The following is a 14,943-nucleotide window of genomic DNA, read 5'->3' as shown; positions in this document are numbered from 1 at the left end:
AACGAGGAGGCGCAGCTTGCAGACTGCCTTTCCTCCGTGGAGGGCATTGCGGACGAAATTATTATTGCGGACACCGGGTCTACAGATTCCACAAAGGAAATTGCAGGTAAATTTACAGATAAAATTTTTGATTTTTCATGGGTAGAGGACTTTTCCGCGGCACGCAATTTTTCTTTTTCCAAGGCAACAAAGGACTATATTCTCTGGCTGGACGCCGACGACGTGCTGCTGCCCGAGGACCGGGAAAAGCTAAAAAAGCTCAAAGAGGAGTTGGACCCCGCTGTGGATGCGGTGATGATGAAATACAACATCGCCTTTGACAAAAACGGGGCCGTCACTTTCAGCTATTACCGGGAGCGGCTTTCACGGCGTGAACGGCAGTTTTTGTGGAGAGAGCCGGTGCACGAATATCTTGCCACCGGCGGAAAAATCATTCATACGGATATCGCGGTGACGCACCGAAAGCAAAAAGCATCCTCGTCGGACCGCAATCTCACCATTTACCGGCGAATTCTGGACGGCGGAGGAGAGCTGACGCCCCGGGGCCTGTATTATTACGCCCGGGAGCTGAAAGACCATGCCCAATACGCCGAGGCTATTCAATATTTCAGCATGTTTCTTGACGGCGGCAAGGGCTGGGTGGAGGACAACATTGCTGCCTGCAACGAACTTGGGGAATGCTATCGCCGGGAAAACCGGCGGCAGGAGCAGTTGACGGCTCTTACCCGCGCCTTTAGTTATGACACACCCCGGGCAGAAACGTGCTGTGCACTGGGCTATGCATGGAAGGAAAAGGGAGACTTCAAACGAGCTGTTTTCTGGTTCCGTCTGGCCGGAATGCTGGAGCGGCCGGAAAACAGTTGGGGGTTCTTCCGAGAGGACTGCTGGGGCTTTATCCCCTGCATCGAGCTTGCTGTGTGCCTCGACAAGCTGGGGCAGACCCAGACTGCGGAGCAGTACAATGAGATGGCTGGGAGAATAAAGCCGGAGGACCCCGCAATGCTGCACAACAGGGCATATTTTCAGTCGCTGAAAAACGCCAAGCAGCCGGAGGGCCAGAAAACCTAAGTGAAAAGGTCCGTTGCCCACAGGCAACGGACCTTTTTGCAACTTATATCCGAAAAGCGTGTTTTCTATCTTTGCATCAGCCCCAGGTTTATCCGCTGCGGCTGGCAAGGTCCAGCCGTTGAAGCTCCAAAATGGCGGCGCACAGCCGATCCTCATCTCGGATGCTCATAGACTCGAAAAAGCAGCCGAACCGGGTCTCCACCTTGTTGACCGGCTGTGCCCAGCAGATTTGTGTAGTGAACACAAAGGGCTGAGGCTGAGACTCATCCAGCCAAAGATTGGTCAGCAAAAGGTGATCGCCGGGGCGGTAACGGTCCTGACTGCGCAACTGCACGCCACCCAGACTCACGTCTACTACCTTGCACAAGCGGGCGTAATACTGGGCTTCGCCTCGAGTGCTTTCGGGATACAGGGCGTTGATGCACAGCGCGTTGGCCCGCAGGGAAACCGGCTGGCGAAAGTTCACCCGCTGCTCCCGCTGATGGCATTTTGACAGGCTGCCAAGCTTCCAGAAAGAGCGGGAACTGCCGTGAATCTTTCCCAGCCACACCTGCGTGGATTTTCGGGGAATATGCAAAATGAGCTTGAAGTCATCATTGTAGATGACGGGTGGGGCCTCCCGCCCTCCGGCGGGGAAAATTGCCAGCGCGCCGTTGTCTGTTCCTTGTACGCGTCCCAGAAAAACCAGCTTGTTGTCATTGGGCTTTCGCACCTCGCACAGGTGACCCACTGCTTCACGTAGGTCCGCCGGAGTGGCCGCGCAAGGACCCTCGTCCTCTTCCGGAACGGTTGTTTTGTATGCCATAGACAGCAACTCCTTCTAGAACTGAATTTACAGCGTGATGGCGCGGCAGAGAATCACGGCCATTTGCGCGCGGGTAAGGGAGGACTGGGGATTCAGCTTTCCGTTGCTTCCGCCCTGAAAAACGCCAAGGCGCACCATGGCGGCCAGATCAGCCGCCGCGTAGTCGGAGACGGCGGCATTGTCGGAAAAGCCAGAGAGATCGGACCGGCTCCCCGCCGTAAGACTCCAGCCGGAGGCCCGCATGGCTCGGGCAAGAAACACGGCGGCCTGCTGGCGGGAAAGGGGTTGGGTCGGATAGAAGGAGGAGCCGCTGCCTTGAGCGATGCCCAACGCCTGCGCAATCTTTACCGCTTCGGCATAGACGCTGCCCGCCGGCACATCGGCAAAGCCCGGGCCGCCAGAGGCGGTGAATTGAAACGCGCGGTTGAGCATCAGCATAAAGCTTCCCCGGGTGATGGCCGCGCCGGGAGAAAAGGCGCTGCCGCCCGTGCCGTTTACCACACCGGCGGAATACAGATATTCAACAGAGGAGGAGGCCCAGGTGTAATTCCCCATGTCGGTAAAGGAGCTTGTCTTGGTTTCGGAGGTGACAGTGACGACAACGGAGCCGGAATAGGAGTTGCCTTGGCTGTCCTTTCCCGTGTAGGGAATGGTGGCTGTGCCGGTATAGCCCGCTGCGGGGACAAAGGACAGGTTGGAAATCAGCGGTGAGCCGGAGGCGGAATAGGTTGCCCCGGAGGTCGCGGCCGTGCCGGGCGCGGAAGAGGAAGTGTACTGATACCGTAGCTGCCCCGCGCTGGAGGAGGGCTGGGAAAAGGCCGCGCTGACAAAGGAGCCCGCGCCCCGTGCGCTGCACGCAAGCTGGAACGCGGAGACGTCAAAGGTTGCTGCCTTCCCGGCGGAAGTTGTGTAGTAGATTACGCCCGCAGACGCCGCCTGCTTTACCTCCACGCTTACGGAGCCGGTATAGCGCTGCCCGCTGGTGTCATAGCCGGTGTAGGAAATCGTCGCCGTGCCGCTCCACCCGGAGGCGGGGACGAAGGTGACGTTGCTGAGGTAGGGCGAAGAGGAGCGGTAATAGCCGGTGGAGGCAGAGACGGTACTTCCGGTGCTGGAGGAGGAGCTGTAATTATAGCGCAGCGTTCCCACGGAGGAAGAGGGCAGGGTAAAGCGGACGTAATTCAGGTTCCGGTCCGTCTCCTCCCGACACACCGTATCAAAATCGTTGGCGGAGAAATTTACGGGGGTGTCCTGCTTTGTGGAGTAGGATACGCCGCCTGCGGCGGAATCTCGGACGGTGACCCGCACCGTGCCGGTAAATCGCTGGCCGCCGGTGCTGTATCCTGTAAAGCTGATATCCACCGTGCCGCTCCACCCGGAGGCGGGAACGAAATACACGTTATCCAGATACGGTGAGGAGGAGCGGTAATAGCTGGTGGAGGAGGAAACAGAGCTGCCGGTATTGGAGGAGGAACTGTAATTATACCGCAGCGTCCCGTAGGAGGACGAGGGCAGGGTGAACGTGACATAGTTCAGCCACTGGCCGGTTTCGTCGTCGCAGCGGGTGTTGAAGTCGTCCGTATCAAACCGCACGGCGGTGTCCCGCCGGGTGGAATAGGACAGCGTGCCGGAGGAGGAAGTGGAATCCACGTCCACGGTGACAACGCCGGTGAAACTCTGGCTGTTGTTTCCGTATCCGGTGAAGGAGATGTCCGCCGTTCCGGTCCAGCCGGAGGCGGGGACGAAATACACGTTGTCCAGATACGGCGAGGAGGAGCGATAATAGCTGGTGGAGGAGGAAACATAGCTTCCGGCGCTGCTGGAGGAGCTGTAATTATACCGCAGCGTCCCCACGGAAGAGGCGGGCAGAGTGAAGCGGACGTATTGCAATCGAACGCCCAGCACGTCTTCGCACAAGCTGTTAAAATCGCTGGCGTTAAACCGAGCGGAGCGGTTTTTCGAGGTGGAATACTGGATGTTCCCCCGGCTGCCCGCGCTGGTGGAAACCGTGATGGAAACAGACCCGCCAAAGGAATTCCCGTTGGTATCCCGCCCGGTATAGGAGATGGAAAGCGTGCCGGAATACCCATCGGCGGGCACGAAGGTCACGTCGGAGAGCAGGGGGGACTTGCTGCGGTAATAGGCCGTGCCGGAGGTGACCTTGTTGTCAAGGTCGCTGCCGTTGTATTTGTAGAACAGCGTCCCCTTGGAGGTCGAGGGCAGGGAAAAGGTCACGTATTGCAGTTCATGGCCAGTGGCGGCCTGACAGACCGCGCTGAAATCCGCGTCGTTGAAATCTACACGGTTTCGCCCTGTGGTGGAGTAGCTGATGCCGGAGACGGCGGCGACGTTTACCTCAATGGTTCCCTGAAAGGCCCGGGGGGTGGAAGAGGAATCGTAGCCGGTGTAGCGGATGACGGCGGTGCCGGAAAAATCCGCCTTGGGGACGAAGGTCACGTCGGAGAGCCACCGGGTTCCCCGGTCGCCGGAATAGGAATAATCTTCGTTGGCCCCCACGCCCGCGCCGGGAACGCCCTCGGAAACATATCCGTAATACAGCGTTCCGGCGGAGGCGGGGACATACAGCCCTGTGACATAGGATAGGGAGGATTGCAGAACCCGGCTGCACTCGGTGTTGATTTTTCCGGCGACATAGGAAAAGGCCAGAGGATTGTCGTTCCGGGCGGAGTCTGTAATAACATTTGCAACAGCTTCTTCCGCCGTGACCCGACATGTGGCGGAATAGGCTCCCGCCGTGGCGGTGATGATGGCGGTCCCGGCGCTTCCGGCGGTCACAAGACCGCTGGAAGACACCCGGGCAACCAACTCGTTGCTGCTGCTCCATGTCACTGTCTCGTCAATGCCAATGGGGAGAAATAGCGAGGGGGTAAGCTGGCGGCTTTCCTGTGTTTTCATAGAGAGGGATGCGCTGCTGAGGACGATGCCCGGAAGAAGCACGCTCCGGCTGACCGTGGCGGACTTTGTGACGGTGGGGTCCGTGTCCCACGTGGCGGTCACGGTGACGGAAATGTCCGTCCGCCCGGGCCGTTCGCCCCGGAGGATGGAAACCGTCTCCCCCACGCCGCTGACCGAGGCCACGGCGGTGCCGCCACTGGTCCAGGCATAGGTATAGGTCAGGGCCGCGCCCGTCGGCGCGCCGGAAACGTCCGCGGTCACGGTGCGGCTGCTCTCATTGAGGAGCAGCTCGCCGGTGCCGTCTCTGAAGCTGACGGAAAGACCGGAGAGGTCCGGTCCGGCGGGGGGAGGGACTGTCTCGTCCGCCGCAGCGGGAAGGATCAAGGAGACGGACAGCAGCGCCGATAGCAGAAGCGCCGTCCCCCTGCGGAAAAGTTTGTTATTCATGGAGGACTCCTTTTCGTTCCGGGTCATGTGGTCATATCCCAGTCCTGCGTTACCACAAAGCGAGGCGACGCGCCGCTGGTGTCCAGCTTAACGGTCAGGGGAATCGCGTGGACGTTGCCGCCCTTGTCGCCCAGCTCTGTGGCGGCATAAATGTATGCGCCGTTCTGAGCGTTGGTAAAGCTAAAGGTGACGGAGGAAATTTTCTGCCCGGGCGTGCCTGCAACCAGTGAGAAGGCTGCGCTTTTGTTGAAGGCAAGCCCCGCGGCATAGAAGCTGGACGAAGACATGCTGACGGTGGCCTCCAGAGGCGTCACCGTCTGGTTGGAGGTGCCCGGGTCCTTCACAACCCAGTAAAGGTCCTCGTTGAAGACCAAGGTCACGGTGCCAGTATACGCGGTTCCAGCCGGATTAGGCTGAATGTCGGACAGGCAGTCCGTCACCATGGGCGGTGTTGCATCCGTGTTAAACACGGGGCGGATAGCCCGGAACGCATCGCCGGAACCGGCGGTGCTTTTGGCCACGGTGAGGAAGGTGTACCAAGTGGTACCCACCATGCCGGAAGAGCAGTCCACGGTTTTGTTGCGGATGCTTGTGGCCTCGCCGCTCATGGTCACGTCGCCGCTGGTGGTGGTCTGTGAGCGGATGAACTCCGCGAAGTCGTCCTTTGCCGTCTGGGTGGCGAACTCGTCAAACACGGAGCCTGTCAGCTTGCTGTCCTTGAAAAAGCTGTTGCTCATGGCGTCTAGAACCGTGTAGACCTTGCTCGCGCCGGTGCCCTTTCCGTCGTATGCGTCTTTGAACGTCTCCTTATTGCCGGAAAGCACATAGTCGGCCATGGGCCGGCTCAGATTGCCCGGCTCGCTGCCGTTCACCGCCAGCAGATAGTTTACGTCCGAGGTGGTGTCCGTTTTAATGGAGACGTTGGGATTGCTGATGGTCAGCTCGATGATGGGGCGAGAGGTTTCCGAGGTGTCAAAGCCGAAGAGGTAGGGCTTTTCGGAATAAATGGTGGAGGCGCTGCCCTGAAGGACGAAATAAGCCACATATTTCGTTTTCGGGCTGAGGCCCCGCAAGGGAATGGTCACATTGCTGCCGAAATAGGAGACGCTGCCCTTTATAATCGTCGTGTCGTTATAGGGGGGTGTCATAATGTTGCCGCTGGTAGGCACGGAGGAATACACAGGTTTTTCGGGATCCTCGGTGCTTTTGGGAAGCTGATCCCAGTTCGCCGAAGTAAGAGATTTGTTGCCGCCCAGTTCCTCGGAAAGCGTGGTAGTAATGGTGGACACAGGGGCAATCACGTAAAAGATTTTTCCGGTGGTGCGGGTGAGCTGGACGCCGATGGAACCGCTCACGTCCAGCGCGTCAATTTTGGGATAACCGGTGACAAATTCCGGAATCATCGTGTCACTGAAAATGTGCTTCATGGTGTAATCCGAAGGACTGCCCACCTTCACAAGGCCGTCCTTGACGGCCTGCGTCAAATCCTCGTCCTGCATGCCGCCCACGGCCAGATTGTGCAAAGCGCTCTTATCCGACCCGGCCACGGCCTGCACCTGCATTTCCACCTTGCCGCTCCAGGTTTCACGGACATCCACATTTTTGATGGAGGTGAAGCGGATGCCGTAATACCGGGTGGCGGTCATGTCCCGCAGCAGATCCGCGTTGGTGGAGGAGCTGGTGTTTCCGGTGCGGAAATAGCGGGTGTAGCTTGCGCCGTACATCGTCCCGTCGGTGGAGTTGATCTCGGCGGAGTTGGCGTGCTTTTTCCATGCGCCTTCCACCACCGAGCCGTCCGAGGCGATGGTATTCACCTTTTCATACAGGTCGAATTTGGCGGGAATGTTCATGCGGAACAGCAAGTCCCAGTACACGCCCTCCCCGGCGTTGCCGGTGGAGAGGGGAAGCGCCCGGAAAGACATGTCAAAATCAACCGTTTCGTTTCCTACCACGGCGGAAACGTCCGTGCTGGAGAACTGGATCTGGGCGAACACGGTGGTAAAGGCCGACAGGGTGATGGGATTGGGCTTGATGATATTTTTGGCGGTAGAAGTGTCGGCAATGTTCTGAATTTTAAAATAATACTTCGCGCCGCTTTTCAGCTTCAATGCCTGACCGGATTTAAAGGTGACGACGGTTTTGCCGTCCTCGGAGGTAATTTCCACATAGCGGTAGTCAATGGTCCAGTCGGCGCCGGTCCCGCTGGTCGCGGTCCGCTCTACCACCCGCTCCGCGGGCGCAACGTCGGCGGACCAGAGCTGGACATCGTCCCGCAGAAGGCCGGTGAGGACTTCTGTGGCGGCATCCCGCTCAGCCTGCGTGGTAGAGGCGTCTTTGGATTTTTGGTAAAGGGCCAGAAGCTGGTGGTTGGTTCCGGAATCCTGCACGTTTTCGCTGAAAACGATGCGGATATCGGTGTCTGCCAGAGGAGAGGTGCCCGCCGCGTCGTTGGTGCGGGTGAACTCCTGCGTGATGGACGGCGGGTTGGTGTCCAGCGTGTGGACGGTGAGCTTGCCCACGGGGTCGGAGTGATTTCCGGCCTTGTCCTGCGCCACGTAATACACGTCGTAGGCCGATTCCGAGGTAAGCCCGGTAATGCTGATCAGGGCCTCCTTATTGGCGGTGGCGGACACCTTTCCGGATTTCAGGCCGTTGATGCCGCTGGACACCTGAAGCTTGGCCTCGGGGCTGCTGAGGGTGGGCTTGGTGGTCTGGCCGTTCATGGGCTTGGGGTATTCGTCTCCCTGCTTCACAGCCACCCAGAAGATGGTGGCAGCTTCGTCCACCACGGCGCTCATCCCCACGGAGGTTTCCTTAATGGAGGTGACGGTGGGGCCGGAGACGAAGGTGGGCGGCGTGCCGTCCAGCGTTGTAAACGAGACTTTTTTCACGGCCGAACTTTTTGCCCCGTCCGCGTCGGTAAGCCAGAGGAACAGGTCATAGTCCGTCAGCTCCTTCATGGTGCCCTGCCGGTTGACCAGGAAGGTGTCGGTCACATTTTTCACCATGTTCCACGAGCCGGAGCCCAGATTGCCGGACAGCGACCCGGACTTGAAGTCGGCGGCAGTGGGCGCGGTGGCGTTTTTGGGCATCAGCGCGTAATACAGCCGGCAGGATTTGGTGGTCATCACTGTGACCTCGCCGGAGATGTTAGTGATTTTGGACATATAGGGATAGCCCGAGGCAAAGGCTGGAACAGAATCATCCGACGTTGCGAAGGACACGGCCTTCACGGGACTGCGCTGCTCCCGCTGGTCCACCAGCATAGCGGAGAAGTAGTAAGACCCGTCGGAGGTAAGCCCGGTGAGGGAGGCGGTGTAGTCCGTGTTGGACTTCTCAGCCTTGATATTACCGCTTTTCAGAATGCGGGCGTTGTTGGTGGGCTTCAGCAAATCGGCCTCGCCCACGGACCCGTCGGTCACGGAGGTGACGGCCCAGTAAATCGTGCCGGACTTGTTGGTGCGCATCAGTCCCTTGGCGGAGACGGAGGCCACGTCGGTCATTTTGGGATAGCCCGCCAGAAGCCGGGGATCGGCGGAGGATTCCGCCGCCAGCGTGGTGTCCATCTTCTGGCCGTGGATATCGGCATTGACGCCGGGACGGATATTGATGGTATCCGGCAGCATGTCGGCCTTGGTGCCGTCGGCGTTCACGTTGAGCTGCTCCACGTCGCCCCGTCCGGTGAGGGTGGTGCCGGTGTCCAGATTCAAAACCTTCGCCACAGCTCCGTTGAGCACCGCCACGGAAGAGCCTGCGGCCCGCTCGTCCACGGTCAGGGAGAGGACGGAGCCCTTCGCCACGGTGACGGTGGATTCGGGAGTGATCGTGACGATTTCCTTGAGGTTGCCTGCGGCGGTGAGGGCTGTTCCGGCCTCGCCTTCCACCCGGATGGCGGTAAAGCCATAGTTGTTTTCGGTGGAGTCTTCCACGTAGGAGGGGGTGCGAATCAGAGTTTGGTCAATTTTGGTGCTGCCCTCCGCCCGGATGGAGACAATGTTGTTGGCCAGATTGTCCATCACCAGCGTGGGGGCGGTGACGCCGCGGAGAATCACGCTGTTGTTGCCCTTTTCGCTCTCGCCCGCGCCGCACACCACGATTTTGCCCAGCACGGTGACGTTTTCCAGCGTCACGTTGCCAAGCCCCAGTCCGCCGGTGATGTACAGGTTCCCGGCGATGGTGGTGTCTTTCAGCGTCACACCGGAGGTGGAAATGGTGACGTTTCCGTACACGCCGCCAAGGGTGTGGGTTCCGGATTTGTTGACGGGGGTGCCGACGGCGTTTACCAGCAACACGGCCATCTGCCCCCGGGTGATGCTTTGCTTGGGGCGGAAGGACCCGTCGCCGTAGCCGCTGAGAATCCCCTCGGTCACGGCGCTGCGGATCAGCCCCCTGCTGTAATTGGAGAGCTTGCCGCTGTCTGTAAAGTCAATGCTGGCGCCGGGCTCGTCGTCCAGCACAAGGTTGCGGCCCAAAAGAACCGCCGCCTGCTCCCGTGTGACGGAGCTTTTGGGTGAGGCGGTGTTTTTGCTGGTGCCGTTAAAATACCCGGTGGTGTAGCCGATATTGATGTCGTCATAATACCAGTCGGCGGCTTTCACGTCCCGGAACGGAACGGTGGCGCTGACGTCGTCGTAGCCGAAGGCCCGGTTGACCAGCACCACAAATTCCGCGCGGGTCAGCGTCCGGTCGGGGTGGAGGTTGCCGGAGGAGTCCCCCCGCATCACGCCCCAGCTCACCAGCTTTTCAAGATAAGGCTCCATCCAGCTCGCGGCGGAGGCAGGGACCGCCAGTCCGGGCAGCAGGGACAGAGCCATCGTCAGGCAAAGCACGGCGGACAGCAGCCGCGTACCCCAGCGGCCCTTTCGGATTCCGTTCAGTTTCATAGCGAAGCTTCCTTTCTGTATCTGGGTCTGTATCTTTAAAGTGTCTTTTTCTAAGACGGTGTTATTTCCGCGCGTCGCGGTTTGTAATCTGCTGGGAAAAAACAGTCTCCCGCAGCAAAACTTCTTCGTCGTGAATCAAATCCACAAATTTTGCGGCGTATAGTGGGATATTGGAGTTGGAGGGCCGCAAACGCAGAATCTGCGTGCGCAGAATCAAAGGCTGGGAGGTGATGGGAACCACCACCTCCACAATCTCGGAGAGATTGAGGGGAAAGTTGCAGAAAAAGGCAATTCCGCCGCAGCTCAAATCGTGGCACACGATGGGCAGTCGCCCCGTCCACGCGCCGCTGACGGGATAGACAAAGCTTTCAAACCGGACGGGAACCCGCAGATTCTGTCGCGGACTTTCCCCCGCTTCGTTCAGCGGATTCACTTCAATCATGTATGCATGGTCGGTGGAGAGAATAATCCCGATCATGTTGGGACGGCTCGCGTCCATGGAGATCAGGTTGATAATTTCATGCTCCAGCACCTCGGGGAGATCGCTTTCCTCCAGCCGGAGCCGCCAGGGCTTCTGTTCCGGCGGAGTTACAAGACGGGCGTGGGCCAGCGGCTCGTTCTGGCTGTCGGAGAGCATATAGCGATCAAAATATTCGGGCATCATTCAGCCTCCTTTTCTGGGGCGAGAGACGGTGTGCGGCGTCGCCTCGGTTTGTCGGGCTGCCGGGGGTCAAACTCCAGAAAGTACACGTAGATGTCTACAATGGCCTGATAAAGAGACGGGGGAATCTCCTTCCCCAGTTCCAACTGGGAGAGCATGGTGGCCAGAGAATTGTCCTCGTAGACGGGGACGCCGCTGTCGGCCGCCACTTCCACAATTTTCTCTGCCAGATATCCCATGCCCGAGGCCACCACCACAGGGGCTGCATTGGACCCGTATTGCAGCGCCACCGCCTTGCCGGCGGGTCTTTTTCTTTCAGGCTCTGACATTGACACTGTCCTTTCCACTAAAGATTTTAGGAAAAATTTCCGACACAGTCAAGGGCTTGACCATTTTTTCCACGTCTACGATTCCGGCGGAAAAGCCGTTGTCTGCCAGAATGCCGCTTAAGGAGGCACGGATGACGTCGGAAAACGGGGCCACAGAATCGGGGCAGCGCACCGCCAAATCCACGGAGCTTCCCCGGCTGGTGATCACGATGTCGAACAGGCCCAGAGGTTCCACATCCGCCTTCAGAAGAAAGCGCAGTGTGCGCGCCTCGTCTTCCTGTGGCCGGTCGTCCCTGTCTGCGTCCGGGTCTACCCATATCTCAGAATACATCATTCTTTCATTCCATACAAGCGGGAGAATGAAATGATTTAAGGGCATATAGACACTTTCGTTCACAAGCATGGACGCAACCATGGCCCCAAACCGCTCCTGCGCTTCCACGCCGGCGGAGCCGCGCAGGGCCATATCCGCGGCGGAAGCCAGCCGGTCGGCAAAGGGATTGTTCCTCCCTGTGCGCTCGAAGGGCGTGTTTTTCAGCATCCGAAGCAGCGCCGCGTCCTCCGACCCCCGCAGGTCCCCAAGGGAGCCCCGCAGAGACGGATGGTCAAACAGGCGGCGCAGCGCCTGAAGCATTCCCTCCTGTGAGCCGCTTTCATACCGGGCGATGTCCAGCGTCAGCATGGACAGGGCGGAGCGAACCCGGCCCATGTCGTGGGAGCGGGAGATATAGTCGGACAGATACGGAATGATCTGGCCCTGCAAAAGCTTCAGCGCCCCGGCCCGGTCCCCGGCCAGCATACTGTTTTGAAGCTGTCCGGTAAAATCCGACACCTGCGCGCCCCAGCTTCGGGGCAGAGAAGAGACAATTCGGTTCAGGCCCCGGAGCAGGTTGTCCTCAATGTGGGCCGTAGAGGAAAAGTCCCCGTACTGTTTGAGAAACTGCAAAATGTCGCTTCGCAGGCTTTGAGAGTCCGCAGCGCGGTAGGCGCTTCGCAGCGCGGCAAAAAACGCGCCGCCAAAGCGGCTTGCGGAAACCGACTGGTCCTGAAGAAACCGCAAAAACTCTCCTTCGTTCATCCGCAGCAGGTCCAGAATCTGCGACAGGTCCCCCGCGCTTCCCGCCCGCAGACCGGAGGACACAGTGGTCCTAGTGCCTCCCGTCAGCGCCCGAAGCAGGTCGGCGGAGATGCTGTCGCCGCTTTCGGACACCCGCTGAAGAAAGGCCTGAAAGTTGGAGTCATACCGCAGAGGGAGGGAGCCGGACTCCTCTCCGGCGGCGTGCTGCTGGCCGCTGTTAGAGTCCGACCGGTTGACGCGCCCCGGGTTGGGGACGTTCTGAATGCCGGGGTCATAGGCCGTGTTGGGAATGGAACGGTTGGCGGCGGCTGGCTCCCGTGCGGGGACGGGATTGGTGACGTTCATAATTTCCGGCATAGGTTCAGCTCCGTTTCGTTACTTCAAAAATTTCACAAATATGCAACAAATTTCAAGGCAATTCGTTGACGCGGGACGCGGAAGACATTATAATGGAAAAACAGGAAACCTGTCGTTCTTTGCGGATACGCGAAAAATGACTTTTGGAATTATTTTTATAAAGCGTTAACTTTTTCTCAAAAGTGGACGATATGTCAGGTGAATTGCTGAATATTTGGAAAGGGGGGCGGTGCTCCCCTTCCTTGAAAAAGAGAGGGGCGGCTTTTTTATGGACAACGGCGGAAATGAAAGCATTCTGGAAACTTATCTCTACGAGACAAACACCCTGCTGGAGCAGCTAGACAGCATCGTCCTGGCGGCGGAGCAGGCGGATACCTTTACGGAAAACGACGTGAACGAAATTTTCCGCATCATGCATACCATCAAGGGCGCTTCCGCCATGATGGAATACGAATCCCTGACCACAGTGGCCCATCGGATCGAGGATATGTTCTTCATCGTTCGGGAGCGGTCCATGGATGTGATCCCCCACGCGGAGCACGGGCTGCTGTTCGACATGATGTTCACGGCCATCGACTTTTTCCGCGGCGAGGTGGAGAAGGTCCAGAGCGGCCAGCCTCTATCTGATGACATCGGCAAATTGCTTGAAAAAATTAATAGTCTGATTACTAAAATTCAGGACGGAGCAGAAGGTGGCGGGGCTGCCGACTCCGCGCCCCCCGTTGAAGCGGCCGCTGTTCCCGCCACCGGGACGGAGACCGGCTTCCCATACGGGCTGCGGGTGTTCTTTGACGAGGGCGCGGGCATGGAGAACCTGCGGGCGTTCATGCTGGTGACGGAGCTGCGCGGCATCTGCGGCGAAGAGAATTTTACCTTCTCCCCTGCAGACGTGGAGACGGATACCTCCACCACAGAGACGATTGTCACGCAGGGCTTTGTGCTCTCTTTCCGCATGGCGGCGGACCGTGCAGGGGCCATCCATGTGGTGTCGGGCTCCGGCTCTGTCCGGGGTTATCAGGCGTTTGACGGACCGGGAGCTCCCGCGCAGGAGGAAGCGAAGCGAACCGCCCCTGCCGCAGAAGTCACCCGGCATGCAGAGCAGAAGAGCGCTGCCTCCGCTCCGAAAACGGCGCGGGAAGAAGCCTCCCCGGCCAAGAGCGCGGCGGCTGCGCCGGTTCCCGCTCAGGCGGGCGGCGCCCATCCCAAGGAGAGCCTGATTAGTGTGAATCTCAGTAAGCTCAACCAGCTCATGGACGTGGTGGGCGAAATCGTCATCACCGAGTCTATGGTCACCGCCTCCCCCGATTTGAAGGGGATGAAGCTGGACAACTTCACCAAGTCCGCCCGGCAGCTCCGCAAGCTGACCGATGAGTTACAGGACGTTTCCATGTCGCTGCGGATGGTTCCGGTGCTGGGCACCTTCCAAAAAATGCAGCGCATCGTGCGGGATATGGGCAAAAAGCTGGGCAAGCGAGCGCGGCTGACGCTGGTGGGCGAGGACACGGAGGTGGACAAGACCATCGTGGACGGCATCGGCGATCCCCTGATGCACATTGTCCGCAACGCCATGGACCACGGCATCGAGGAGACGGAGGAGGAGCGCATCGCCGCAGGCAAGGACCCCGAGGGCGAAATCATTCTCTCCGCCAGCCATACCGGCGGCGAAGTCATCATTCAGGTCAAGGACGATGGCCGGGGCGTGGATTATGACCGGGTTTTGAAAAAGGCCGTGGACGCGGGCCTTGCAAGCCCTGATGCGGAATACAGCTCCAAGGAGATTATCAACTTCCTTCTGATGCCCGGCTTTTCCACCAACACGGAGGTGACGGAGTTTTCCGGCCGGGGCGTCGGGATGGACGTGGTGAAGAAAAATGTGGAGGAAGTGGGCGGCGCCGTGGTTCTGACCAGCGAGCCCGGCAAGGGCATGACCGCCACGCTGAAAATCCCCCTGACCATGGCCATTCTGGACGGAATGGAAGTTTCCGTTGGCTCCTCCATTTTCACCATTCCCATCAACAACATCCGCCAGTCCTTCAAGATGAGCGGCGCGGATATCATCCACGACGCGGCCCACGGCGAGATGGTGAAGGTGATGAACAATTTCTATTCTGTCATCCGGGTGAAGGACGCATACGGCCTGAGCACAGGCTGCGACGAAATCGAAGACGGGATTTTGATGTGGGTGGAGTCCGGCGAGTGCACCTACTGCCTGTTTGTGGACGAGCTGATGGGTGAGCAGCAGGTGGTGGTGAAGCCGCTGCCCAATTATATTAACACCTTTAATGTTAAGCAACACGGCATCACCGGCTGCACAATTCTGGGCGACGGAAATATCAGCGTAATTCTGGACGTGGCCAACCTCTACTCGGCCGTCCAGTGAGCGCGGCGTCGATGCAGAA

Annotated in this window: 8 protein-coding genes; 2 read left to right on the top strand and 6 right to left on the bottom strand. The window is 58.9% G+C overall.

What is annotated here, in order from left to right; translation table 11 throughout:
- Nucleotides 1-1,068 (top strand): glycosyltransferase (locus B2W96_RS02225; protein WP_293008125.1); only part of this gene is annotated, 1,068 nt, incomplete at its 5' end.
- Between the two features lie 88 nt (nt 1,069-1,156).
- On the opposite strand, the gene B2W96_RS02220 is transcribed toward B2W96_RS02225, so the two are convergent.
- The 6 genes from B2W96_RS02220 to B2W96_RS02195 all read right to left on the bottom strand — a co-directional run bounded on the left by B2W96_RS02220 (nt 1,157) and on the right by B2W96_RS02195 (nt 12,544).
- On the bottom strand, nt 1,157-1,873 hold the full coding sequence (locus B2W96_RS02220; protein WP_293008123.1) for a PilZ domain-containing protein: 717 nt from the start codon (nt 1,871-1,873) through the stop codon (nt 1,157-1,159).
- 27 nt (nt 1,874-1,900) lie between these two features.
- On the bottom strand, nt 1,901-5,236 hold the full coding sequence (locus B2W96_RS02215; RefSeq protein ID WP_293008121.1) for an S-layer homology domain-containing protein: 3,336 nt from the start codon (nt 5,234-5,236) through the stop codon (nt 1,901-1,903).
- A gap of 23 nt (nt 5,237-5,259) precedes the next feature.
- The gene (locus B2W96_RS02210) at nt 5,260-10,119 is read right to left on the bottom strand and encodes an S-layer homology domain-containing protein (RefSeq protein ID WP_293008119.1); all 4,860 of its coding nucleotides are present in this window, start codon (nt 10,117-10,119) and stop codon (nt 5,260-5,262) included.
- A 61-nt stretch (nt 10,120-10,180) separates the two neighbouring features.
- On the bottom strand, nt 10,181-10,780 hold the full coding sequence (locus tag B2W96_RS02205) for a PilZ domain-containing protein (RefSeq protein ID WP_293008117.1): 600 nt from the start codon (nt 10,778-10,780) through the stop codon (nt 10,181-10,183).
- The gene (locus B2W96_RS02200; RefSeq protein ID WP_293008115.1) at nt 10,780-11,109 is read right to left on the bottom strand and encodes an EscU/YscU/HrcU family type III secretion system export apparatus switch protein; all 330 of its coding nucleotides are present in this window, start codon (nt 11,107-11,109) and stop codon (nt 10,780-10,782) included. The genes B2W96_RS02205 and B2W96_RS02200 overlap by 1 nt, the downstream gene beginning before the upstream one ends.
- Complete coding sequence (locus B2W96_RS02195; protein ID WP_293008113.1) at nt 11,096-12,544, bottom strand: hypothetical protein; 1,449 nt, start codon at nt 12,542-12,544, stop codon at nt 11,096-11,098. Before B2W96_RS02195 ends, B2W96_RS02200 begins: the two co-directional genes overlap by 14 nt.
- 268 nt (nt 12,545-12,812) lie before the next feature.
- Here B2W96_RS02195 and B2W96_RS02190 point away from each other — a divergent pair, with 268 nt between their 5' ends.
- Complete coding sequence (locus B2W96_RS02190; protein WP_293008111.1) at nt 12,813-14,924, top strand: chemotaxis protein CheA; 2,112 nt, start codon at nt 12,813-12,815, stop codon at nt 14,922-14,924.
- Nucleotides 14,925-14,943: the final 19 nt, after the last annotated feature.

The organism is Oscillibacter sp. UBA6647, assembly GCA_002455655.1.
In the GTDB taxonomy this organism is placed as follows: Bacteria; Bacillota; Clostridia; order Oscillospirales; family Oscillospiraceae; genus Oscillibacter.
This window is presented reverse-complemented; position numbering and strand designations above follow the sequence as displayed.